This is a genomic window from Rhizobium indigoferae (assembly GCF_034554815.1).
Lineage (GTDB): Bacteria > Pseudomonadota > Alphaproteobacteria > Rhizobiales > Rhizobiaceae > Rhizobium > Rhizobium leguminosarum.
The window spans coordinates 1-23,697 of the sequence record NZ_CP140639.1; the positions used below are offsets into that span (position 1 = coordinate 1).

General features: G+C 58.2%; 22 protein-coding genes and 6 pseudogenes. 12 read left to right on the plus strand and 16 right to left on the minus strand.

The window, feature by feature from the left end:
* Positions 1–2 precede the first annotated feature (2 nt).
* The 3 genes and pseudogenes from U5G49_RS35280 to U5G49_RS35290 all read left to right on the plus strand — a co-directional run.
* A pseudogene (locus U5G49_RS35280) lies at positions 3–188 on the plus strand (IS5/IS1182 family transposase); the annotation flags it as partial.
* A 37-nt stretch (positions 189–225) separates the two neighbouring features.
* Positions 226–463 (plus strand): annotated as a pseudogene (locus tag U5G49_RS35285) (rhizopine-binding protein); the annotation flags it as partial.
* Between the two features lie 632 nt (positions 464–1,095).
* Positions 1,096–1,329 (plus strand): helix-turn-helix domain-containing protein, encoded by a 234-nt coding sequence (locus U5G49_RS35290; protein ID WP_284200568.1) that lies wholly within the window; start codon positions 1,096–1,098, stop codon positions 1,327–1,329.
* Between the two features lie 158 nt (positions 1,330–1,487).
* On the opposite strand, the gene U5G49_RS35295 is transcribed toward U5G49_RS35290, so the two are convergent.
* Entirely contained in the window at positions 1,488–1,574 is an 87-nt protein-coding gene (locus U5G49_RS35295) for a short-chain fatty acyl-CoA regulator family protein (RefSeq protein WP_322790969.1), read from the minus strand.
* A gap of 635 nt (positions 1,575–2,209) precedes the next feature.
* Between U5G49_RS35295 and U5G49_RS35300 the strand changes: the two genes are divergently transcribed.
* The 5 genes and pseudogenes from U5G49_RS35300 to U5G49_RS35320 all read left to right on the plus strand — a co-directional run bounded on the left by U5G49_RS35300 (position 2,210) and on the right by U5G49_RS35320 (position 6,976).
* Positions 2,210–3,160 (plus strand): PLP-dependent cysteine synthase family protein, encoded by a 951-nt coding sequence (locus U5G49_RS35300; protein ID WP_284200567.1) that lies wholly within the window; start codon positions 2,210–2,212, stop codon positions 3,158–3,160.
* 891 nt (positions 3,161–4,051) lie between these two features.
* On the plus strand, positions 4,052–4,402 hold the full coding sequence (locus tag U5G49_RS35305) for a transposase (RefSeq protein WP_082935752.1): 351 nt from the start codon (positions 4,052–4,054) through the stop codon (positions 4,400–4,402).
* A complete protein-coding gene (tnpB, locus tag U5G49_RS35310) occupies positions 4,399–4,743 on the plus strand; it encodes an IS66 family insertion sequence element accessory protein TnpB (protein WP_003592504.1) in 345 nt (114 codons plus the stop codon). Before U5G49_RS35305 ends, tnpB begins: the two co-directional genes overlap by 4 nt.
* 74 nt (positions 4,744–4,817) lie before the next feature.
* Positions 4,818–6,410: an IS66-like element ISRle3 family transposase gene (locus U5G49_RS35315; protein WP_130820205.1), complete on the plus strand. Its 1,593-nt coding sequence runs from the start codon at positions 4,818–4,820 to the stop codon at positions 6,408–6,410.
* A gap of 141 nt (positions 6,411–6,551) precedes the next feature.
* A pseudogene (locus tag U5G49_RS35320) lies at positions 6,552–6,976 on the plus strand (ACT domain-containing protein).
* 373 nt (positions 6,977–7,349) lie between these two features.
* Here the strand turns inward: U5G49_RS35320 and U5G49_RS35325 are convergent.
* Complete coding sequence (locus U5G49_RS35325) at positions 7,350–7,661, minus strand: hypothetical protein (protein WP_193446683.1); 312 nt, start codon at positions 7,659–7,661, stop codon at positions 7,350–7,352.
* Positions 7,662–8,201: 540 nt separating this feature from the next.
* Between U5G49_RS35325 and U5G49_RS35330 the strand changes: the two genes are divergently transcribed.
* Positions 8,202–8,864 carry a transcriptional regulator gene (locus U5G49_RS35330; RefSeq protein WP_193446704.1) on the plus strand — a complete coding sequence of 221 codons (663 nt, stop codon included), beginning with the start codon at positions 8,202–8,204 and terminating at the stop codon, positions 8,862–8,864.
* Between the two features lie 133 nt (positions 8,865–8,997).
* Complete coding sequence (locus U5G49_RS35335; protein WP_193446684.1) at positions 8,998–9,558, plus strand: hypothetical protein; 561 nt, start codon at positions 8,998–9,000, stop codon at positions 9,556–9,558.
* A 191-nt stretch (positions 9,559–9,749) separates the two neighbouring features.
* Here the strand turns inward: U5G49_RS35335 and U5G49_RS35340 are convergent, their stop codons facing one another.
* Complete coding sequence (locus tag U5G49_RS35340) at positions 9,750–10,136, minus strand: hypothetical protein (protein ID WP_193446685.1); 387 nt, start codon at positions 10,134–10,136, stop codon at positions 9,750–9,752.
* Positions 10,137–10,483: 347 nt separating this feature from the next.
* On the opposite strand from U5G49_RS35340, the pseudogene U5G49_RS35345 reads away from it, so the two are divergent.
* Positions 10,484–10,654 (plus strand): annotated as a pseudogene (locus U5G49_RS35345) (TlpA family protein disulfide reductase); the annotation flags it as partial.
* Between the two features lie 38 nt (positions 10,655–10,692).
* Here U5G49_RS35345 and U5G49_RS35350 read toward each other — a convergent pair.
* The 3 genes and pseudogenes from U5G49_RS35350 to U5G49_RS37240 all read right to left on the minus strand — a co-directional run.
* Complete coding sequence (locus U5G49_RS35350) at positions 10,693–11,010, minus strand: hypothetical protein (protein ID WP_284200615.1); 318 nt, start codon at positions 11,008–11,010, stop codon at positions 10,693–10,695.
* A gap of 117 nt (positions 11,011–11,127) precedes the next feature.
* Positions 11,128–11,433, minus strand: a pseudogene (locus tag U5G49_RS35355) (transposase); the annotation flags it as partial.
* A gap of 602 nt (positions 11,434–12,035) precedes the next feature.
* Positions 12,036–12,260, minus strand: a pseudogene (locus U5G49_RS37240) (coproporphyrinogen III oxidase); the annotation flags it as partial.
* Positions 12,261–12,286: 26 nt separating this feature from the next.
* Here U5G49_RS37240 and U5G49_RS35360 point away from each other — a divergent pair.
* Positions 12,287–12,529 carry a hypothetical protein gene (locus U5G49_RS35360; RefSeq protein WP_193446686.1) on the plus strand — a complete coding sequence of 81 codons (243 nt, stop codon included), beginning with the start codon at positions 12,287–12,289 and terminating at the stop codon, positions 12,527–12,529.
* Between the two features lie 106 nt (positions 12,530–12,635).
* Here U5G49_RS35360 and rpoN read toward each other — a convergent pair whose 3' ends face one another.
* The 10 genes from rpoN to ccoN form a co-directional block, all read right to left on the minus strand.
* A complete protein-coding gene (rpoN, locus tag U5G49_RS35365; RefSeq protein ID WP_193446687.1) occupies positions 12,636–14,183 on the minus strand; it encodes an RNA polymerase factor sigma-54 in 1,548 nt (515 codons plus the stop codon).
* A 321-nt stretch (positions 14,184–14,504) separates the two neighbouring features.
* Entirely contained in the window at positions 14,505–14,663 is a 159-nt protein-coding gene (ccoS, locus tag U5G49_RS35370; RefSeq protein WP_193446688.1) for a cbb3-type cytochrome oxidase assembly protein CcoS, read from the minus strand.
* Positions 14,660–16,945, minus strand: a complete 2,286-nt coding sequence (locus tag U5G49_RS35375) for a cation-translocating P-type ATPase (RefSeq protein ID WP_193446689.1) — start codon at positions 16,943–16,945, stop codon at positions 14,660–14,662. Before U5G49_RS35375 ends, ccoS begins: the two co-directional genes overlap by 4 nt.
* The gene (locus U5G49_RS35380) at positions 16,942–17,427 is read right to left on the minus strand and encodes a FixH family protein (protein WP_193446690.1); all 486 of its coding nucleotides are present in this window, start codon (positions 17,425–17,427) and stop codon (positions 16,942–16,944) included. Before U5G49_RS35380 ends, U5G49_RS35375 begins: the two co-directional genes overlap by 4 nt.
* Positions 17,424–18,992 carry a cytochrome c oxidase accessory protein CcoG gene (gene ccoG / locus U5G49_RS35385; RefSeq protein ID WP_193446691.1) on the minus strand — a complete coding sequence of 523 codons (1,569 nt, stop codon included), beginning with the start codon at positions 18,990–18,992 and terminating at the stop codon, positions 17,424–17,426. Before ccoG ends, U5G49_RS35380 begins: the two co-directional genes overlap by 4 nt.
* A 168-nt stretch (positions 18,993–19,160) precedes the next feature.
* A complete protein-coding gene (locus tag U5G49_RS35390; RefSeq protein ID WP_193446692.1) occupies positions 19,161–19,346 on the minus strand; it encodes a hypothetical protein in 186 nt (61 codons plus the stop codon).
* Positions 19,347–19,357: 11 nt separating this feature from the next.
* Positions 19,358–20,221, minus strand: coding sequence for a cytochrome-c oxidase, cbb3-type subunit III (ccoP, locus tag U5G49_RS35395; RefSeq protein WP_193446693.1), 864 nt, complete (start codon positions 20,219–20,221; stop codon positions 19,358–19,360).
* A 1-nt stretch (position 20,222) separates the two neighbouring features.
* Positions 20,223–20,375 carry a CcoQ/FixQ family Cbb3-type cytochrome c oxidase assembly chaperone gene (locus tag U5G49_RS35400; RefSeq protein ID WP_017969139.1) on the minus strand — a complete coding sequence of 51 codons (153 nt, stop codon included), beginning with the start codon at positions 20,373–20,375 and terminating at the stop codon, positions 20,223–20,225.
* Between the two features lie 8 nt (positions 20,376–20,383).
* Complete coding sequence (gene ccoO / locus U5G49_RS35405) at positions 20,384–21,118, minus strand: cytochrome-c oxidase, cbb3-type subunit II (protein WP_193446694.1); 735 nt, start codon at positions 21,116–21,118, stop codon at positions 20,384–20,386.
* Positions 21,119–21,126: 8 nt separating this feature from the next.
* The gene (gene ccoN / locus U5G49_RS35410; RefSeq protein ID WP_193446695.1) at positions 21,127–22,749 is read right to left on the minus strand and encodes a cytochrome-c oxidase, cbb3-type subunit I; all 1,623 of its coding nucleotides are present in this window, start codon (positions 22,747–22,749) and stop codon (positions 21,127–21,129) included.
* Positions 22,750–23,697: the final 948 nt, after the last annotated feature.

The window sequence follows — 23,697 nt, forward strand, 5'->3', positions numbered from 1 at the left end:
ATGAATGGCAGTTCTCTAACAGCTACGGCAAACGCTCGCCGGTCGAAACGGCAATCGGGCGATACAAGTCCATCATCGGGCGGCGTCTGCGGGCGAGGTCGCGGCCTGGTGAGCAGACCGAAGTCGTCATCGGCTGCGCCGTTCTCAACCGCATGCTCGATTGCGCACGTCCGAAATCTGCCCGCCGCAAGGCAGCCACGGCACGATCGGCCGTTTCAAAAGACCGGCAAGGATTTGAGCAGGGTCGTCGTCGTGAGCGACGTCGATGCCACGCAGGACGCGCTTGCCGCCATGCAGGTGGGCGATCTCGACGTTACCGTGTTCCAGGATACCGCCGGCCAGAGCAAGCGCTCGCTCGATACCGCACTCAAGCTTGCTAAGGGCGAAGGGTCGAAAAGAAGATCTACATTCCCTTCAGCTCGTCACGCCTGCCAACGTCAAGGACTTCGTCACCAAGAACTGAGGCGAACACTAAACACGATGCGGGGTTTGCTCGCATCTTGGCGTTCGAAGTTGCACTATCCTTAAGTTGCCAAGACTATGAAAGACCCCTGAGCTCAGGCCGCGCTTGATCCCGATGCGCCGTTCTTCGGCGATCTCTTCAAGACGACGGCCGATCAACAGCGCCCGGCAAGTTTCTCACACGCTCTGGCCAAACCTGCGGGCCATGAGCGTATCGCGCCGAGGCAATTCTCGAATGTTTGTCCATCGCTCGCCGCTTGGAAATGATCAGTAGATCACTTCCCACGAGCTTCCCTTCCGGGGCGAACGCTCCTGCCAGATCGGAAGCTGCTTGTGGGCCTTCGTGAGTGCGCGCGGCAGCTGGGAGCTGGGAGCTGGGAGCTGGGAGCTGGGAGCTGGGAGCTGGGAGCTGGGAGCTGGGAGCTGGGAGCTGGGAGCTGGGGTTACCTCTCGTCCGCTGCCATGCAAGGGTTGTCCGCCCTGATCGCGTCAGACCTGTACTCCGCTGCGTAAACTGATAGAAAGAGCGCCCGCGGAGATCGAAGAAACTGTCCGTTGCCGGACGCGGTCGGCAGCGGTGGAACTAGAAAACGGATGCACGTTTTCCGGCCGCCAAAAGGAGCCTTAAACGACATGAACGTGGTCTCGAAGATTGCGAAATCCCCAGTTGCCCCTTCTGTTGGCGCTCTGATTGCAGAAGCTCGCCTGGCTCGCGGCTATTCGCTGGACGACGTCGCAGAAACCACTGGTTTGACTGTGGAAGAGGTGACAGCTCTGGAGAATGACGCGGATTTCGACGCGTCGAGGATCCGAAGGACCGCATCCGCTCTAGGGATTCTAGAAAAGATATGCGATGCGCCGCGCTGACATCGCTGAACAGCTTCTTCCACGGCTCAACTCTTCAAGGAAGATGGGTGCAGCAACTCACGGGTCGCGCTTCAATTGCATGCTGTTCAATTCCGGCGCAGTTTTCAGGGGTAGGGCGGGGGAACCTCGGCTGTGAGGTTCGATCACCAACCGACTCTTCAAGGGGGAATGGTGCGGCTGGCGCAGTTCTTTCGCTCGCAAATTCGGCATGAGATGCCGATCGGAGCGCGCGCGCCCGATTCCAGGGTTCAGCAGTCTCTCGGGAAACTTCGTGGGAATCCGCTGTATGATCTCGTTGGATGTTTTGCATCGAGCCAGGAACTCCTGCTGGCTCATGTCCATCCACTCAATCAGATCTCAGTGCAACTCAACAGCCCGTTGCAGAACTTCGCCCTTTCGAGCGAAGATGACGCAACAGGCAGATTGGAAGGATTGTTCGAGAACGGCCCTCCAGCTTTGCTGACCTGCTAAAATATGGCAATGTTGCTTATGTCTTTAGCAAGATTGCTAGCGTAGTTCTAAGTTAGGATGCTCGCCAAAAGGAGCCCACAATTTTGACGCGGCCAGGTTTCCAGGGATTTTGCCACTCGTTCGATCCGTTAAGGCCACGACATCCTGGATTATCATGGAGCGCTCAATCCGCCGGTTTTCCCCACCTCGATCTTTGCCTTCGACCCTCAGATACGGAAGTGACCGTTTTGCTGGTAGAGCGGAAGGCTACATCTAAAGCCGGGGCGGCCGTCCAACGGATTAGACCCCCGAAAACCATCCCGCAACGCACACCGGCACAGTTGACGCCCCATCGAAAACTCAACACGCGGTTCACCCGGGTGGCTTGCCCAATAGACGCTAGACGATCAACCGGAAGGACAAATAAAACATGCAACTGAGCCCCCCGCCACCCGTCGAGTCCGCGCTCAACGCTATTGGCAATACACCGGTCGTACGCCTGCGTCGCGTCGTACCGGACGGAAGCGCTCAAGTCTTTGTGAAGCTCGAGTATTTCAACCCGACAGGCTCGTATAAAGACCGCATGGCAAAATCCATCATTGAAGAGGCTGAGCGCCGCGGGGATTTGAAGCCAGGAATGACAGTAGTCGAGGCGAGTGGGGGAAGCACTGGGTCCTCGCTCGCCTTCGTTTGCGCAGTGAAAGGCTATCATCTCATCGTGGCCTCTTCAAAGGCCTTTGCCATGGAGAAGTTGCGTACCATGCGCAGCTTTGGCGCGACCGTTGATCTGATCCACAGCCCGTCCGGTGAAATCTCGGCCGATCTAATTCCGTCTATGATTCGTCACGCGCAGGAGGTCTCCAACCGGTCGGACTGCTATTATTCGGACCAGTTTAACAACCGTGACGCCTTGATTGGCTACGAGGAAATCGGCCACGAGTTGGTCACACAATTTCCAGACGGTATCGACGCCTTCTGTGGCGCAGTTGGTGTGGCCGGAATGACAATGGGCGTGGCAAGGATTCTGAAGTCGCGCTCAGCGTCGGTTCGGATCGTGGTTCTGGAGCCGGCCACTTCACCTGTCATATCGGAGGGGTGGGCCGGAACCCACCATGTCGAGGGCATAGGGGTAGGCTTCGTTCCGCCTTTGCTCAATCACGATCTATACGACGAAGCGCGCAGCATTCCGGAAGAAGAAGCACGCACTATGTGCCACCAGCTGGCACGGGAGGAAGGATTGTTGGTCGGTACGTCCACGGGCCTCAACGTCACTGCGGCGATTCGTTTGGCCATGGAGTTGGGGCAGGGTAAGACGGTCGTCACGGTCGCGAGCGACACCGGTCTAAAGTACATGAATGGGAAGCTTTTTGCAGATGCCTGACAACGGTCGAACGACGGCCGGGACGAGGCTGGACCTTCGGTTGAATTGGAACCTGCGCGACAAAACGGTTGGCCCCGGCCCCTAGGCAAACGCGCCCCTCGTTGTATCGGTGGCGCAGTTTTTTGGAGCATCCTGTCAATGGGGCAGGGAAGGTCCATGATCGTGCCCACGAGTAAATTTCACATTCCGTCCAGACTCTGCCACGACGATCGCCAATCTAAACGGCGTCGAAGCCCAAGCCTGGCTTGCCCACCTTCTTGCCTGCGTTGCCGATGTGTCCATCAGAAAGCTGATCAGCTGCTTCGGTCGAACTGGTAATCGACTCATTGAACTCTTAGGCGGCATAGTCTGCGGCCCTGACGACGGCTTACGGCCTAACATTGTCGCATGAGTGATTTTTACCCCGACCCCGACGCAGGAGCCACCCTGTGAGTTACCGCGACACTAAAGGATGCCGGCGCTGTCGAGAGGTAACGGACCGTTGGATTTATAGGGGCGCATCGCGAAAGATGTCCGGATGACGCCAAATTGCGGGAAGAGCGAGTAAAGCGAGCAGAACCTTGCTTCATACGTAGCCATGCCTCTAAGAAGGAGTCAGCGTTGTCGTGCGAGTGCCGTGCGGCGTGACGGAATATCCTCTCTCCAAATGGGGTAGGCCGGCACGGGTGACCGCGGACGATCAAGACCGCCAGTCTTTTCCTCAAGCGCTCTAATATGTTGCGGGACCGCCGAAGGCGTAATCCGAAGTACTTTGGCGGCCCGCTCATCGATCGTAAGCGACAAGCTGACCCCATCTGGCGTCAGATGCGTTGGCCGCTGTATTGCGGACAGACGATTCACAAACTGTGAGCTTCTATGTCTGCGCCTAGCTCTGGAACTAGAAACTTCCATATGATCGAGGCTGTTCCGGAACGGCTTGAGGGCGCCCCACGGCAATTTCGGCGCCGCTGGTCCGATGATTTTAAAGCGCGGGCTGTGGCTGAGGCAATGGAGCCCGGCGCAAGCGTCTCGGCCATTGCGCATCGCATCGGCATACATCCCTCGCAGCTATTTGGCTGGCGTCGTGATGCTCGTGACGGACAACGATCCTCCTCGCAAGATCGGGCTGGTCAGACAGAGACTGGGACGATTGGCACACGTGCGATGATCGAGCTTATCATCGGCGACGTCGTTATCCGGGCCGACGCAGATATCGGCGAAGCACACCTGCAGCGGGTGATCCGAGCGGTGCGGTCGGCATGATCCCGTCCGGCGTGAAGGTCTTTCTTGCGAGCCATCCCATCGACTTCCGAAAGGGGCCGGACAGCTTGCTTTCGCTGGTACGGGATGCTGGCAGTGATCCGTTCAACGGTGCACTTTATGTCTTTCGGGCCAAGAGAGCAGACCGAGTCAAGATCGTGTGGTGGGATGGCTCCGGCGTTTGCCTCTATGCGAAGCGGCTGGAAAAAGCCCAGTTCTGCTGGCCCCGGATCGGCCATCATCGCGTCCAGCTCAATCATGCCCAGCTTCTGGCTTTAGTCGACGGAATGGACTGGAAGCGGGTTCGATCCACGCCGGTGAAGCCTCCCGAGATTGTTGGGTAAAACCGCTGCGGCGAAGTGAATCAGGTCCCTGAAAACATGGGCGGAGCGCGGCAAAATATGCTCTGATCATACCCATGACGCGGCCCGAGATTGAGCTCCCGGATGATGTAGAGGCTCTCAAAGCCATGGTTCTTGCCATGGCCGCAAAAGCAGCCCGCGTCGAGGCTTTGGAGAAGCAGGTTGACGATCTAGAGGCCCGCAACGCGGACGCCGATGAGCGCATCGAGCGGCTGACGCAGATCCTGAAGGCTTTCGATCGCGCCCGATTTGGCCGACGCTCGGAAAGGCTTGCGTCATCCACCGTCGATGACGAGCAGCATGCCTTTGTCTTCGAAGAGATCGAGACCGGCATTGCGACGATCAAGGCTCAGGTCACGAAAGGCCGCGGTAGCGCGGACAGCAAACGCGCTCCGCGGCCACGCAAGGGCTTTGCGCCTCATCTTGAGCGCGTCGAGGTCGTGATCGAACCGGAAGAGCTTCCAGAACATGCAGGTAAGACCAAAATCCTGATTGGAGAAGACGTCTCCGAGCGGCTGGATGTCGTGGCAGCGAAGTTCCGTGTCATCGTCACCCGCCGGCCGAAGTATGCCTTTAGGAATGAGGATGGTGTCGTCCAGGCGGCGGCTCCGGCACATATCATCGAAGGTGGCATTCCGACGGAAGCACTTCTGGCCCAGATCGCCGTTTCCAAATATGCCGACGGGCTGCCACTCTATCGCCAGGAAGCCATCTACGCACGCGACAAGGTCGAACTCGACCGCAAGCTGATGGCTCAATGGATGGGCAAGCTGGGGTTCGAGCTCAATATCCTCGCCGACTACATCCTCGATGAGATCAAGAAGGCCGAACGGATCTTTGCCGACGAAACGACCTTGCCCACACTTGCACCTGGTTCCGGATCAGCGAAGACGGCATGGCTATGGGCGTATGCCAGGGATGACCGGACTTTTGGGGGCAGCGGTCCACCGATGGTAGCCTATCGCTTCGAGGACAGTCGAGCCACCGAGTGTGTCGCACGACACCTGAGCGGCTATCGTGGAATCCTGCAGGTCGACGGATATGCCGCTTATAACAAGCTCGTCCGGAAAGATGGAGGCAATGACAGCGCCATCCTGGCCGGCTGCTGGTCGCACAGCCGGAGAAAGTTCTACGAGTTGCATGTCGCAAAGAGCTCGAAAATCGCTACCGACACCGTCGAGCGTATGGCGAGGTTATGGGAGATCGAGGAGCGTGTGCGCGGCCAAAACCCTGAAGCTCGTGTCGCTGCACGCCAGGAGATCTCCGCAGCGATCGTCCGTGACCTCTTCACTCTCTGGCAGGCGACCCTGCCGCGGGTCTCTGGAAAATCCAAACTCGCCGAAGCTCTGCGGTATGCCATCTCGCGTCGAGACATCTTCGAGCGCTTCCTGACCGACGGCCGCATCGAACTCGACTCCAACATAGTCGAGCGAGCAATCAGACCCCAAGCGATCACGAGAAAAAATAGTCTATTCGCTGGAAGCGACGGTGGCGGCCGGACTTGGGCGACCATCGCGACGCTCCTGCAAACGGCAAAGATGAATGCAGTCGATCCGCAAGCTTGGTTGACCCAGACGCTTGAGCGCCTTGCGAATGGATGGCCCAGCAGTGAAATCGACGCGCTCATGCCATGGAACTACGCCGCCTGAACGGCCCCGGCTTGTCGCTTACCATCGATCCAACATCGTCAATCTGCCTTATGCCAGTTAAGGAAATCTCATTTGTTCGCGCCCCGTCTTAGACAATGAACACCTAAGACATCATGATGATAGGCAAAGGAGACCGCTAAAATGACTATTGTGTCGCGAGACAAGTTCGAAATGCTGTCGAACATGACGCCCTCGCTCAAAGACGGCGAGTATGTGTTCTGCTCGATACCCAACGGAGGGAGCAAAGTCCACAATCTGAATCCGATTGGGACATTTCACGAAAGAGAAGGTTTGACAGTCATCCTTGAGAAAGGAGAGGCCCACGAAGCGGGGTTCGAAACTTCACTTGCGATGCGCCAGATCACCCTCAATGTGAATTCTGCGCTCGATGGCGTCGGCCTTACGGCGGGCGTTGCTGCCTCTCTCGCAGAAGCTGGCATACCGTGCAACATGGTGGCAGCATATCACCACGACCACATCTTTGTCCCGCGTGGCTAGCTCATCGAGCATTGCATCTGCTGGAAACGCTGCAACGCGAGTCCGCGCGGGCGATGCGCAAATGTTAACGAACAGTAATCCCCGCACATAGCCGGCGAAGCTTTACTAACTTCGCGGGCAAGCGGCAGCACGACCTGGGCGTTCCTCGCCGAGGCTCCATCGCGATCAACCCAGAAGCTGCGAAGATCGTCGATGCGGGCGATCATTGTTTTGGCGAAAGCCGTTCGCAATTGCCTACGCGGGCAACACATCGAGTTTTTAAAGAGCATGACAATGGACAATGTCGGCCGAGTTAGGGCACTCCACGATCTTTGGAATACGGTTAATGTGGAGATGTGCGATCAAATTTGCGGATGCCAACTGATCGAGGTCACGCGGATCAACGATATCTACTCACGTTCTCTATAAAACGGGAGTTTGGGCATGCCAACACCAACTCGCTTAATCGTCCTTCCGCACGTCAATCTTCTCATCCACCATGATCTTCAGCGCTCGGATCATGCCGGCGAGGTTGAGCAGAACACCCTCGACTTCGTCGTTATTCGCAGCAGCCTCTGCCATCAAGGCAGCGATCTCGAGCTCCCCCATCACAACACAATTTCCGCGGCTGGGGCGCGTGCTGATTTCCAGGCGCATCTCCCGCACCATCCTTACCGCGCGTTCGACTAGGCAGCGGTATTCGTCAGTGCTCAGCTTGTCGACCTCGTTAGCCGCCCGGGTCAGTTCAGAGATAAAGTCGGTCGTGTAGGACATTTGCAGATGATTTGCCGAGGGTAGGGCCTGTCAATGTTCGCCAGAAGGCCTGGGTAGTTGCCGGGTTACTCGCGGCCAGCATCGGGCTTACCGAGGTTACCGAATAGCTTTAAATATTGCGCGGTATTAAGTGAACATTATGGCCGAATGCCGCGATAATGCGACACTGGCACCGACAATCCGCGGGCGGTCGCACCGAAAGTAAGCGCTCGGCAGTGCGCCTCTTGATAAACGGACAAACGATCAAGATGCTGCCGGGGGTGGCCCGGACTCCCGCATCGATTTCGTCCGCTCAGAACGCGATGTAGTCAACAAGAATCAGTCACAATGAAGCGGCGTCAACGGAACTATTCCCGACGGCTGCGATTCTATCGTTTTGTCACAGTTGCGACCATAAGTGGTTCTCTGCGATTGGAGCCGCGTTTGAGCCGAATACTTAAAAAGGATAGACCGAATGGACTGCAGTCGTTATCTGAAAGGCTTGTTGCGATACTGAAGACGTCGCTGAAAAATTACCACAGACACCCGAGGTTTCTTAAAGTGAAAAAAGTGCAGCGCAGCTTTGCCGTCGAGTACAAATCAGGTCGGCGAAAACTCAATTCCAAACCGAATTCGATTTGGGGAGACACCGATCTCAAGTCCGTTGCTCAAGATCTGCAGGACGACGCAATGCCATTTATGTCATTAACTCCTCAGGCAAAAAGCAGCGAGATGCTTGTATCCGGAGAAGAACAGGCCGGACCGTTATTGACACTGCCGATCGGGCAGGAGACAAATGCATCGGCTTTACAGGAGACCACGATGGCCGACGAAAACGATACGATGATCAATGCTGACACACCGGCCGCCGCGGCGCCCGATGTATCGAAAAAAGTGCGCAAACCTCGCGCTAAGAAAGCAGTGCCTGAAACGGCCGCAGCCGTCGTTTCCGTCCAACCGGCAGCGGCTGCGAGTGCCGCAGCTGGCAAGCAAAAGAGAGGACGCAGGCCAAAGTCTGACGAAGGTACGGTGAGTGCCAAACGTGCGCCTGTCAAACGTGCTCCGAAGGCTATGCAAATAGCGGCTGCACCGCCGGTGGCGGCAGTTGATGAGATCGCGGACCTTCTTCAACTCGAAGAGGAAAACCAGAGGCTGCGCAAGCTGCTGGCGGAGAAGCTCCGTGCTGAAAATGCCGATCTGCGAAAGCGACTCAACCTCGGTTGATTGGCAGCAGACGGCCAAGTGCTGGCCGCATTCTCATGCTTATTGAAGTGTACATTTTGGCGGCGGTTCGTTCTGCCGCCAACGCTTTTGGCTCGCGGTATGCATACCGGGGTAGAATTCGAGGTCGAATAAAATGGCGTCTCCTTGGAACTTTCTTGCCCGGCTGGTGTCCCCGCGAAGGCAGCAGAGGCAAGAACACGGCTCGACCGATGACGCGAAGCCGGACGTATTGGCCATCGCCAAGCCGTCTGAAACAGCAGGCAACAACGAGTTGGACGCCGCAGGCCGTCAGGCCAACGAGAAGCCGGTCGCTAGCGATCAATCTGACGCGGTGTCAGCGGACCCGGATCATTCCGAAGATGCGACAAGCGGTGTTGATGGCGCGGCAGATATCGAAGGCGCTAGGCCCGTGGAGGCGGCTGATCTGGTCTTGTCCGATAACGCCGATACAGCCGCGCACGACGCACCAAAGCCCTCGCAGCCTGGCGAAGGTGCAACGCGAAAGCGCAGCAGACGGGACAAGAAAGCGGAAGCGATTGCAGTCGTTCTCCCACCTTCTTCACGTGTTCCCGCCGTTTCTGGCGATGCAATCAGCCTTGATGAAGAGATCAGGGTGCTCCGGGAGCAGCTGGCGCGCAAGCTCCAAATGCAAAACGCACAATTGAAGAGGATGCTGGAACGGTTCGAGCGCTGAAGCTGCAATAAACCCATTCTCCGGACCGCGGCTTGAGCAGCGTGGCAAACGCATTTCCTTAAGGTCGGCCAAAAACGCACTGGCGCCTCGTCGGGCAACAAAATGGAGCGACTGCGCCCACAATCGAGCGCCGGCTAACAACATTAGAAGTGCCCGTTCGGAGCCATCAACGCCAACGAGCCGCCTCGTGCCTAAAGTTGGATGGAGTCACACGTGGCTGGAATGATGGAAAAGCAGATCCGTTTCTGCGTCGCGGGCAATTCGGTGGAAGCTTTCGCCGTCTCCCTGCGGAGGATTTTAACGCCGGCAACGATCTTCAGCTCTTTGCTCATCGTGCCTGTTGCCTCGACGTGCACACACGCGGACTCCTCACGAGAGGAGTGAAGGTCGAGAAACTCGCGCTGACGCAGGCCCGGCAGGAAGGCGCTGGCCTCTTCAACAAGAGCGCCGCGCTCGCTCGGTCGAGAGGTCACGCTCGCGTTGCGGAACCCGGGTGCCGGACAGGACATACAAAGCCGTTCGCGAGGTTTTTGATGAGAGCTCGTCAATCCCGCGATCGCAATCAGCGTCGTGAACACCTATAATCGCATAGCGGTCAGCGGAACACTCCGCGCAGCGCTATTTTTCGTTGGGAACGAGGCGACTTTTGGCAGTGTCTTCGTATTGTGATGGGATGTACGGGTATGATCGGCGCGGTTGAGATTTTGTCGCTGTTGATGTTTCGCGGGCATGATTGATCGAAATCAAGGCGGCTCGACCCGACACCTAAGACGCACTTATTCCTGGCGCACGAAGCGCCGGATAACACTGGTGGAGAACAAAACATGACCTTCGGTTTGGGTATTGGCTCTCCAGCCCCGTCTATCAAAGTGCAGCACTGGCTGCGCGGCGATCCGCTTCCAACTTCCAGCTCGGCAAGATATACATCCTCGATTTCTTTTCGACTACCTGCAGTTATTGCGGGCCGGCGCTGTCCCACTTGGCGCAGCTGCAGGAGGAATACAGCGACATCGAAGTTGAGGTCATCGGAGTTGCAGCAAATGAGGAAGCTGCAACGGCGGACGAGGCCCGAGCTCAGGTGGACGCATGGGTGACTAAAAGGCTCCCGAATTCGAACATTCGGATCGCATTCGATCACTCAGGCGAAATGGATAAGTATTGGCTTGATGCCAGCCCTTCTTTCATGTTCCACAGGCGTTCGTTGTCGATCGAGACGGCAGCATCGCCCTTATCGGTCATCCGGATGCACTCGAGGACATTTTGCCAAAAGTGATTGACGGCACCTGGCGCGCCAGCGCGGAAGCAAAAAATGCCGAAATCGAGCGCATTGCTGAAGGCGAAATCAATGCTCCGGAGCGCGCGTTGCGTCGTCGAATCCGGGCGGCGACAGAGATTGAGGACTGGAAGACGGCGCCCTCGGCCATTGAAGAGGGCATCAGCCTTTTCCCGCACAGCATCTCCTTGCGCCAGTGGCATGTCGGGACATTGATCGGAGGAATGGCCGACATGGAGGCGGGCTGGATAGCATTAGGGCAATTTGCTCGCACTGCAATTGAACGAAACCCTGAAGATCACCGCGGTCAGTGCCTTCTCAGCCATGCGGCGCGGCTCCAGAAAGCTCGGGAAGTAGCTGCCAGTGCGTAGCTTTGGAATTCGAAGTTCAACAGTTCCAGCTCGGGTCTCCCAGTCGCGATCGCGATATCCGTTACGCTGAGCAAGTCGAAAGTCATTCTTCTCGCCGTAGGCCGCGCCGGTCTTCGCGCCAACCTCCAGCTCCATCAACTTCTCGGCCGCAAAGCCAATCATCTCGCGCAGCAAATCCGCATCAGCGCTCTTCTCAACACGCGAGCGCAGGTCCATCATGTCATTGGTCATCGGTGGTCTTTCCATCAGGTTGTGCTTGAACAACCCAACCCTACCGGAAAAAGCCGATGACCACCGCTATCGAGCTACACCACCTCTCGGGACATCATCTCTAGACTTTTTGAATTTTGGCTCACTGACTCGAATAAGCAACAGCTGGGATATAATTCCGTTGACGCCGTTTCATTGTAATGACTCTTGGGACTTATATCGTAGCTTGGAAGCGCTTGACGCGCTGATTCGGCCGGCAACGGTGTCCGTCAAACGCCCCGAGACTTCGGCGATGGTCGCCGCACCCTCCATATTGAGATAAAGGATCATGATCTGCCGATCAATTGACCCAAAGCGCCGGAGGATCGCCTTCATATGTGAAGCGCCTTCGTTTGAGCAGGTTGTTTCGGATGATAACTTGGATCACTTGATTCGTACTTCGTGACAACATTGACACCAACCATATCAGCGTATGGCCTCGCAACTTTGTCGGTCGCACATTTGGCGACGCAGGAGGACCGTGACCGCAGCGTGTGCTGGCCGCTGGAAGATTTCAGGCCACTCCAAAGTGTGGTTCCACAAGATGGGATGCAACCACAGCTGACAACCAATCAGCTGTCGCATTCGAGAAAAGTGATCGAATCAAAACCATGCGCCGCATACGACAGGGACATCAGCTTGTAGATCGCACATTAGCCGCTCGATGATTGCGAGCCGGTCTTCGCTGGTGAAGACAGCCCTTTGACGTGGCAATATGGCCTGATGCCCGGCTATACAAGCTTTGTCTCAGTTCGTTTTTGCGCGTAACCGTCGCATAGACGACCTATAGCTGACGCGCCGAAGCCGATTGAGGCAGGACTACACCGTCTAAACCATGGCGGCGCAGCTGATTGACCGCAGGCGCCGTCTGCTCCTCAATTTGGATCCGATTGATTGCTTTTTGAAAAACGAGAGCGAGGCTCTGAGCCCCGATGCTCACTCAGTTCACCCCGGCCGCTCCAAAGGCTTCTGCCATCTGGACGGTGATGCTTGGAGTTCCGCTGCCAAAATCCTAGAGCAGCGGTTGTATGGTCTGTTCCGCAACCAGGTGGATTCGTCACGGATCAGCGCAACGTAATTGAGGATCGAGGCGCCGGCGCGATCCAAACCTCACTCAAGGGCTACCTTCACAAAGTCGCGCCGCCGCTTAGAGCAGGATGCTTCGATCCGGGTCGAAGATAGCGTCAGAAGCCCGCGACCTTGGCGAGTGCCCGCTTCTCGCGGCGGCGCTGGACCGAAGAGGCGATGTTCATCGCCTCCCTGTATTTCGCAACCGTGCGGCGGGCGAGAACGACGCCGCCCTTCTTCAGCATGTCAACAATATCGTCATCGGAAAGCACGGCCTCCGGGCTCTCCTGCATGATCAGCGCGCGAATCTTGTGACGCACGGCCTCGGCCGAATGGTTGTCGCCGCCCGCGACGGCGGTGATTGAGACAGTGAAGAAATATTTGAGTTCAAAGAGGCCGCGCGGCGTCAGCATATATTTGTTCGACGTGACGCGGCTGACTGTGGACTCATGCATCTCGATCGCCTCGGCGACCGTTTTCAGGTTCAGCGGGCGCAGGTGATCGACGCCGTGCAACAGGAAGGCGTCCTGCTGGCGGACGATTTCGCTTGCCACCTTCATGATGGTATTTGCCCGCTCGTCGAGGTTGCGCATCAGCCAACTGACCTTCTCCTGGCAACTGGAGAGGAAGGCGCGCGCTTCGTCGTTCTTAGTCACCCGCGAAAAATAGGACTTGTTGACCAGCGGGCGCGGCATCGCATCCGGATTGAGCTCGACCAGCCAGCCGCCCTCCGAGGAGGCTCTGACGACCACGTCGGGTATGATCGCTTCGGAAACAGCTGCCTCGAAACCGCTGCCAGGCTTCGGATTGAGCTGACGGATCTCGCCGAGCATGTCGAGAAGATCTTCCTCGTCGACGCCGCAAAGCCGTTTCAGCGTGATGAAATCGTACTTGGCAAGCAGATCGAGGTTTTCGACCAGAGCCTGCATGGCCGGGTCGTATCGGTCCTTCTGCCGGAGCTGGATCGCCAGGCATTCGGCAAGGCTGCGGGCGAAAAGGCCCGGCGGATCGAGGCTCTGGAGGGTGGCGAGCACGCGCTCGACCTGAGCGAGGCTCGTGCCCAATCTCTCGCCGGTTTCGACGATATCGGCCTGCAGATAACCGCAGTCGTCGAGCTGGTCGACCAAATTCTGCGCGATCAGCCGGTCGGCCATATCAGGCAGGGCGAAGGGAATCTGTTGGGCGAGATGATCGCGCAGCGACACCTGACCGGCGACGAAATCGTCGAGATCGTAGTCGGCGCCCTCACCGCTGCCCGGCATCGACTTCCACTGGCTGACGAGTTCCGGCGCATCGAGGCGCTGCGGGGCTCCGTCATCAGGAAAGACATTGGTGTAATTGGCATCGAGTTCGTCGTTCAGCCGGCTGGTTCTGGCGCTGCCGCCATTGTCATACCAGTCGCTGGAGAGCGCCTCTTCACGATTGTCATAGCCATCGTCCCCGCCGGCATCCTCTGGCTGATGAGCATACTCTCCATCTTCGGCTTCGCCACCCGCCTCGTCGTCGTCCTGAAATTCGAGCAACGGATTCTGCTCCACTTCCTGGGCGATGAACTGGGTGAGTTCGAAATGCGTCATCTTCAGCAACCGGATGGATTGCATCAGTTGCGGAGTCATCACCAGGGACTGGTTCTGGCGCAGGAAAAGATTGGCGGATTGTTTCATGATAGAGTTCCACTGTTCGTGGGACCATGCCTGATCATGACCTCAGGTCACGGAGATCGATGCCTTCAGGTGAAACTAGACACGTGCTTGGCATCATGAACCACTTGGGGCAACTTTGGCGCCCCGGCGCGTATTAGCCTCTCAAGATTCGTGCCAAACCACTCGCTTGGATGCCGAAGATGATTATGGCTAAGTTTCAGATAGTTATGGTGAGTATCGAGCACGGTTGGGACGAGGCATGCGTCGCGAAGCCGACAAACGACGACAGTGCAGATTATCGCAAGCATCTATCTTCCTTTCGTGTTTGGACCCAGTGTGTCGTTAGGGTTTTCGTTGATCGGTTTCGTCCTCTGCGAGGATTCGCCAGGCGGCACCTTGAAGGTCGTCATACTGGTCGCTCTTCAGCGACCAAAGGAATGCCAGGAGTCCCATTCCTCCCATCAGCAGCGCGATCGGTATGAGGTAGATCAACATGTTCATGCGGCTTTGACCTGCGCGCTTCTGCCGATCCCCCCTCGAATTTGCATATCCCGACGCTTGCCGAACGCGTTCAGGCGCAGCGCGTTCGTCACGACGATGATTGAAGATGTCGACATTGCCACCGCCGCTATGAGCGGTGTCGCCAGTCCGGCGATGGCGATCGGCACAGCCAGGACGTTGTAACCGATGGCGAGAGCGAAGTTCTGCCGGATGAGGTTGGCGGAGCTTCGCGCAACGGCGATCGCTTCCGGCACAGCGTCGAGGCGATCGTTGAAGAAAACGAGGTCGGCGGCCTGTCTGCCGATATCGGAGGCCGTGGCCGGCGCCATCGAGACATGGGCCGCAGCAAGGGCCGGGGCGTCGTTGATACCGTCGCCAACCATGAGCACGCGGCGACCTTCGCCATTTAGCCTCTGGCATTCCTCGACCTTCTGTTTCGGCGTCAGAGAGCCCAAAGCCCTGTCGATACCCAAAGCATGCGCGGTATTGTCAACGACGGTCTGCCTGTCGCCCGACACGATCAGGGTTCCAAGGCCGGCTGCACCGAGCCGGTCGATGGCCTCGCGAGCACCCGGACGAAGCGTGTCATCAAAGAAGAAGCGAGCAAGATCGACGCCATTCTTCGACAAGACTACTTCCGAAAACGGACTATCGGCGGTAAGGGGCACGAAGCTGGTTCCGCAGGCAAACGCAGTGTTGCCCAATCGATAGACATCCGCTCCGTTCCTGGCCTCCAGTCCCCCGCCGGGGATTTCCGTGACGCTGTCGAAGGGCATAGGGGCGGCTTCGGCGTCCCGTACCAGAGCCCGAGAAAGAGGGTGCCGCGAATGCGCGGCCAATCCGCGGGCGATTGCAGTGGCGCTCTCTTCCGTGGTGTCCACTCCGACAAGGCGCGGACTGCCCATCGTCAAGGTGCCCGTTTTGTCAAAGGCTACGGTGTCGGTCTCGGCCAGTCTTTCGAGTGCCGAACCGTCCTTCACCATGATGCCCTTCCGGAAAAGCTCCCCCGCGGCGACGACCTGGACCACGGGCACGGCAAGGCCCAATGCGCATGGACAGGTAATGATCAGCACGGCTACCGCGACCAGCATGGCCTGCTTCCAGTCTCCGCCCAGAAAACCCCAGGCAAGAAAGGAGACCAACGCCAACAGATGCACGACCGGGGAATAGAGTGCCGCAGCACGGTCGGCGATCCTGCGATAGCGAGCTCTTCCGCCCTCGGCAGCTTCCATGAGGCCGATGATCTCGGAAAGAAGCGAATCCTTGGCGATTCTCGTCGCCCGTAACACGAGCGAGCCGGTCAGATTCATCGCACCCGAACTCACTTCAGTGTTGCTGACGACGGCAACGGGGCTGCTCTCGCCGGTGACGATGGAGAGGTCCACGTCGCTTTCTCCGCTGACGACTATGCCATTGACGGGAACCCGTTCGCCTGCGGCTATCGAGATTTCATCTCCAACCGCGATCTCTTCGACCGCAATATAACGTCGCGACCCGTCCGGATTGATCAGCAAAGCTCCGCGCGGGGCCAGTCTTGCGAGTCCGTTGATCGCTGCCCGAGCCTTTTCCCGCATGACATGATCGAGGGTTCTGCCGATCAGCAGGAAGAAGAGCAGCGAGACCGAAGCGTCGAACCACGCATGCTCGCCGTGATGGACGGTCTCCCACAATGAAACGGCATAGGAGAGCGTCACGGCGAGCGAGATCGGAACGTCCATGTTGGTGCGCCCGTGCCGGAGCGCATTCCAGGCCGATTTGAAGAAGAAGCGCCCCGCATAAACCAGCGCGGGCGCTGCTATCATCGCCGAGATCCAATGAAACATGTCGCGCGTCGCGGCATCTGCGCCCGACCAGACCGATACTGAAAGCAACATGATGTTAGCGGCCGCAAAACCGGAAACGCCGATCGCGAGGAGAAGCTGATTTCTGGTCCTGTCGTTCTCGGGAGCTGAGGGCGTGAAGAGATGCGCGCGATATCCGGCCGAGTTGATCGCTGCGAGGATCTTGGACGGATCGGTTGCGCGCGCCTCGATCTCTTCCTGGTAGACGCAGGTCACCCTTCGAGCCGTGAGATTGACTCGCGCTGTCTTGACGAAGGGAAGCGCCAACAACGCCCTTTCGACGGTGGAAATGCAGCCGCCGCAGTGAACGTCGGGAACACTCAGGTCCAGCTGACGCAATCCATCGCCGAGCGGCTGGCTGGCAAGGCGAACCTCTTCGGCACTGGATGATGTCGTGCTGAGGGCAAGTACGCTTTCCGCGTCCATGGTGCAGCAGGTCATTGGCCTAACTCCGCGGTATCGATGCGTTTTGCCTCATGCATGACGACCACGCCGCCGTTTCGCGATATGGCCTCAACGATCCAGTCACCTTCGGCTAGGCCATGCTCCGCTTCGAACCGCCCCGCGGCTGTTTTCCTGAGCGTAATGTGGAAGTCCTCGTGGTCTCCGACGGGCCGTTTGAAATTCAGAACGACGTCGTCGACGATCGCAGGCGATCCGCTCTTGTCGTGAATGTCGTAGCGGATCTCGTTGCCCCTTATGGAGAGCGTGCCCCCGATGCCGGAAGTGGCCATTGCCTTCATTGCGGCCGCTTTGCGGTTGAACTCCTGACTGGCGACATAGGTGTTTTCCACGACCAGACCGCTCCAGCTGGAAGAGGCATAGACGGCCATGGTGACGTTCACCGCGATCACCACGCAAAAGAATGCCGAGGTCGAAAGCAGCATGTGCAGGCCTGTAAAACCTTGAGCGGAGGTCTTCATTTGATGTCTCCCGGTGCATTGAACGCTGCGCGGTAGGTTGCCCGATCGGCATGATCGGTATCTTCCGCGACGAACAGAAATTCATTGATCGCGGCTCCGGTAGGCTTGCGCGTAACGAAGACCTTGAGCGTCGTGGCCGCGTCGGGTTCGGCATGGACTGTAAAGCTGCGAGCGTCTTCGTTGCTGAACTCGGGAATACGCATCGTCGCCCCCTCGAGCCCGACCAGGCTTATGTTCACATCCCTCGGCGTCGGCACCATGTTCAGGACACGAAGCGTGTAGCCATTGCGCAGAGAGCCGTCGCTTTCCAGAACATATTGGGGATTTCGGTCGTGAACGACGTTGAGTTCAAGGCGCTCGCGAAAGGCGAGATGGACCAGTATGGCCGTGCCGACCGACGCCCAGGCGACCGCGTAAAAGACGGTTCTCGGACGAAAGATGATACGCCAGTTGAAGCGTCGGATCGCTGGAACGAAGGTCCCATCCTGATTTCGAACCCTGGACGGCTGGACGGCCGTTCGTCCTTCGTCCGTGGCGAGCGACATGTTGCTCGCGTATTCGCTCAGCGTGGCGTAGGCGATCAGGCCGCGAGGCTTCCGCCGCTTCTCCATGAGACCGTCGCAGGCGTCGATGCAGAGCGCGCATGTGATGCACTCCATCTGCTGCCCGTCGCGAATGTCGATTCCCATCGGACACACCGCCACGCAGGCATTGCAATCGACGCAATCCCCGACCGGCAGGCCCCTGGCTCGAGCTTTCTTCGGGTAACGCGACCGCGGCTCGCCCCGCCAGTCATTGTAGGTGACGACGAGAGAATTTTCGTCGAGCATCGCACCCTGGATGCGTGGCCACGGGCACATGTAGGTGCACACCTGCTCTCGCATCAGACCGCCGAGAACGTAGGTCGTTGCGGTAAGGATGGCGACGGTGGTGTAGGCGGCTGCAGGCGCGCGGCCGATGAACAGGGAAACAAGCAGGCTCGGCGCGTCGGCAAAATAAAAGATCCACGCTCCGCCCGTGACGACGCCGATCAGCAGCCAGATCGAATGCTTGACGACACGCTTCCTCAGCTTGGCAAAGCTCATGGGAGCAGCGTCAAGCTTCATTCGCGCGTTTCGATCGCCTTCGATCGCGCGTTCGACGACGAGAAAGAGATCAACCCAGACGGTCTGCGGACAAGCGTAGCCGCACCATGCGCGGCCAACCGCGGAAGTGACGAGAAACAGGCCGAACCCCGCCATGACGAGGAGACCCGCTACATAATAAAATTCCTGAGGCCAGATTTCGATGAAGAAAAAGAAGAAGCGTCGTGAAGAAAGGTCGATGAGGATTGCCTGGTCAGGCGCGTAAGGACCGCGATCCCAGCGAATCCATGGCGCGAGATAGTAGATGCCGAGCGTGACCAGCATGACGATCCATTTGAACCGACGGAAACGTCCCTCTGCACGCTTGGGAAAAACCTTCTTTCGAGGTGCGTAGAGAGGCTGTCGGTTGCGACGGGCATTGACCGGCTCGACACTGAGCCGTTCGATGTTGTCGGGATCTGGTGGAGTGTAGAGGTTCATAGGACCTATCCGATTTCACCTGCCGTTGTCCCATCTGCCGCGCATCCGCCCTTGATGCAGATCAAGAGTGAGGGCCTTCCCGCGAAGCGAAACGCCACGCCTCTGGAGAGGCGTGGCCCTGAGCTGCGGGGAACAACCACAGCTGGGACGTCCTCGACAAAATTACGGTTAACGGCTTGTCTGCTCGTGGTCTTTGAGGCAGGTCAAACTGACGATCGAACTGCCGATCTTTGCCGGATCGTCCTGCTCGTATAATGGGGGCATCGTCCTAGCGCGCGGCGACACACGTGATCGTATGGTGGCGCGCGGCGTGCCGTAGAGATCGAGGATCGGGTTGTGGCGGTGAGATGCCATGGCTTGTCTCCTCACGTCCCGCCGCCAAGCGAATGCACGAAAATGGTAAGTTCCTTGACCGTCGTATCGCCGAGACGCCCTGCCCAGGCAGGCATGACGCCATGCTTGGGAGCCGCGACCTGCCGGATGATCGCATCCTCGCCACGTGCCTTCAGCCAGATCGCATCGGCGAGATCCGGCGCGCCCATGTCGGCCTTTCCTTTGGCGTCGTCGCCGTGACATGCGGCACAGTTATCGACGAAGACCTGTTTTCCGGCCTCTGCGAGACCGGGGTCCGACGGTGTATTGGTCAGTCCCCAGACGTAGGCCGCGACCTGCCTTGTCTGGACGGGATCCAGAACATCGGCAAAGGGCGGCATCTCGGAAGCATGAGTGTCCGTATCCCCGTCGAAGCGAATCCCATGCGCGATCGTCGCCTGGATGGCATCCAGGTCTCCGCCCCACAGCCAATCGTCGTCGTTGAGGTTCGGAAATCCCGGGCCGCCGCTTGCTCCCGAGCCATGGCATTGCGCGCAGTTCACCTTGAATGCAGATGCGCCGCCGGCGACCGCGAATTCGCGAAGGGCAGAATCGGAATCGATCTCGTGCACCGTCTTGGTGGCGATCAGATCATGAAGTGCCGTCTGCGATGCTTTGGCCTGATCCAGGTTCTGCTGCAGCTCGGCGCGGCTGGAAAAGCCCAGCATGCCCTTCGTGGCGTCGGTAATCATCGGGATCGCGGGATATGCAATCGCATAGCCCAACGCCCAGACAATGGTGGCGTAGAAGGTCCACACCCACCAGCGGGGCATCGGATTGTTGAGTTCGCGGATGCCGTCCCATTCATGTCCGGTCGTTTCGACGCCACTAAATTCATCGATATGTTTTTCCGACATCTCAATCATCCTTCAAGGGAATATCGGCGGCCTCTTTCGCCGTCTGCTTGCTGCCTGGGCGAAGGGTGAACACAACGACGCCCACGAAGAATGCCGCCATTGCCAAAAGGCCCCAGCTGTCGGCGAAGTGTCTCATTGCAGTGTAGGTTTCCATGGATCACCTCATCGGTAGCCGGTCGCATCGTCGTAGGTCGAAAAATCGACCAACGTTCCGAGCATCTGCAGGTAGGACACCAAGGCATCCATTTCGGTCAGCGCAGCAGGATCGCCGTCGAAATCGCCGGTCTTCGCCTTTGGATATCGGGCAAGCAGGGCCGTGGTATCTGCGTTCGGATCGGCTTGGGCCTTCATGTCGGCCTCCGCGTTCGCCAGCATGTCGTCGTCATAAGGCACGCCCACGTCCTCGTTGGCCTTCAGGTCCATTCCCACGTCCTTGACCGTCACCCTCTGCTCTTTGAGGAAGGCGTAACTCGGCATGATCGACTCCGGCACGACTGAGCGTGGATCGGCGAGGTGTTGGACATGCCATTCGTTGGAGTAGCGTGCGCCGACTCGGGCCAGATCCGGCCCGGTTCGCTTGGATCCCCACTGGAAAGGATGATCGTACATGGACTCGGCCGCGAGTGAGTAATGGCCGTAACGTTCGACCTCGTCGCGGAACGGCCTGATCATCTGGCTGTGGCAGAGGTAGCAGCCTTCGCGGATGTAGATGTTTCGTCCGGCCAGCTCGAGCGGCGTATACGGCCGCATGCCTTCCACCTTTTCAATCGTGTTCTGCAGATAGAAAAGCGGTGCGATTTCGACGATGCCGCCGATGCTCACGACGAGCAGCGAGCCGACGAGAAGAAGCGTCGCGTTCTTCTCGAGGATCTGATGTTTATCAAGTATCGATGCCATGTCTCACCTCATTCGGCAGGCTGTGCTTGGGGCACGAAAGTGGTTGGGATCGCAGCCTCGTCGCGCAGATGGCCGCGGATCGTCATGAACACGTTCCAGGCCATGACGAGACCACCCGCCAGGTAAAGCGTTCCGCCGACCGCGCGCAGCACGTAGTAGGGGAACATGGCCGCGACCGTCTCCGCGAAGGAATAGACGAGGAAGCCCTGGGAATTGTACTCGCGCCACATGAGCCCCTGCTGGATGCCGGCAACCCAAAGCACGGCGGCGTAGACGACGATCCCGAGGGTTGCGAGCCAGAAGTGCCAGTTGACCATCCGCAGGCTGTAGAGACGCTCGCGTCCCCATAGCTTCGGCGTCAGGTAGTAGATCGCCCCGAAGGTGATCATTCCCACCCAGCCGAGAGCGCCGGAATGCACGTGACCGATCGTCCATTCGGTATAGTGGCTGAGCGAATTGACGGTCTTCACCGACATCATCGGGCCTTCGAAGGTCGACATCCCGTAAAAGGCGATGGCGACGATCATCATACGGATGATCGGATCGGTGCGGATCTTGTCCCAGGCGCCCGAAAGCGTCATGAGACCGTTGATCATGCCGCCCCAGGAGGGCATCCAGAGCATGATTGAGAAAACCATGCCGAGCGTCTGGGCCCAGTCGGGCAGTGCCGTGTAATGCAGATGATGCGGACCGGCCCAGATGTACATGAAGATCAGCGCCCAGAAGTGGATGATCGAAAGCCGGTATGAAAAGACCGGTCGGTTGGCCTGCTTCGGCACGAAATAGTACATCATGCCCAGGAAGCCGGCGGTGAGGAAGAAGCCGACGGCGTTATGGCCGTACCACCATTGGGTCAGCGCGTCCTGGACGCCCGAGAAGACAGAATAGCTCTTGGAGCCAAGGAACGAGACGGGAACCGCCAGGTTGTTGACCACGTGCAGCATTGCTATGGTGACGATGAAGCTGAGATAGAACCAGTTTGCCACATAGATGTGCGGCTCTTTGCGCTTGAGGATCGTCCCAAGATACACGGCGAGATAGGTGACCCAAACGATAGTCAGCCAGAGGTCGACGTACCACTCAGGTTCGGCATATTCACGGCCCTGGGTGATTCCGAGAACGTATCCGGTCGCAGCCAGCACGATAAAAAGCTGGTAGCCCCAGAATACGAACCAAGCCAGGCTGCCGCCGAAAAGACGCGCGCGACAGGTGCGTTGCACCACGTAGAACGACGTCATAATCAGCGCGTTGCCGCCAAAGGCGAAGATGACTGCCGACGTGTGAACGGGCCGCAGCCTTCCGAAATTGAGATAAGGTGCGATGTTGAGGTCAGGAAAGGCCAGTTGCAGCGCGATAATCACGCCAACCAGGAAGCCAACCACGCCCCAAAACACCGTGGCGATCAAGCCATACCGTATCACCTCGTCGAAATAGCCGGACTTATCGACGTTGCGCTGTTGGCCTGCCGGCGAAAAGTCAACCCTCCTGACCATCAGCACAGCCCCCATAACGAGGCAGAGGCAAAGTATGCCCATGTGAACCGCAAAAAGATGATCATGCGCGAATGCGGCTGCTAGCAGCGCTAGAAACGCCGCGACCGCGATCACCATCGTTTCCGTTGTGTAATTCATGATGTCGTCCCCAGTACGCCGACGACCGCGTCGCGGCCGTCTTTCTCGCCAGTACTGTCATGAAGCCGCAAATTGCGCCTTGATCTCCGTCAACGAGATGGGACGGCGCTACAATCATAAAAACAAAGGCGTCTTCAGTCGTTGGCACATTCCGACTGTCCCACCGTCACGCGGGGGTGTTTTTAGGTTCGATCTCGCGTTTGGTGGATCAGTTCTCTGGATTGGCGGAACGCGCTCTGACCAGGTGGAAGAAAAGGCACGCTCTTGGCCGACATGCCGCAGGAAGCGCCGAATTAAAGGGCGCTGCACTTTGAGGTGAGAAGTCCAAAAGGAGGGCTAAGGAAATCTCCCTAACATCGGCTGGGATAGAGGTTTCGGGCGGCAACTTGTCGGCGGGGTGCGGGCCTGCGGGGTAGAATCGTGAAGGACGAGCCGATCGAAAGGAAAGCACCGCGCTTCGCTCGATCGTGTCAGAAAGGTCGCTACGGATGAGCAGCACATGCCTGTCTCTTCTGCCCGTCCTGGTTCGCCAATGTCGATGGAAGTCCGATGCGATGAGTGCGTTCCGGCAGGGAGCGTTCTCCTCCCGTCGTAAGGGAGCTTGCGCGAGTCGTCCGGCAGCTAGAAGGCGCGCTGAAGACCGACCGCGATGTCATCAAGGGGGGCACTATTCATATGGCACCGCGGCGCGGATTGCCGCCGGCCGCATCAATGACCGCGAATGCGAACTCAATACCTGCGCGATGAGTCTGGCGACCAGGGCTGCGCAAGGGCATCAAGAGCGCGCCGGAGCGCGAGGACGAGATGCTGGCGCACTGCAAGGTGAAGGGGTTTGGTTTCAGCCGCTTTGCACTGTCCTCGTCTACCACAACTGGAAAGCGGCGATCCAGAACCTGCGTTCGACAATAACTTTTTCGAATTCACCGGTCGCGTCTGTCCGGCGCCCTG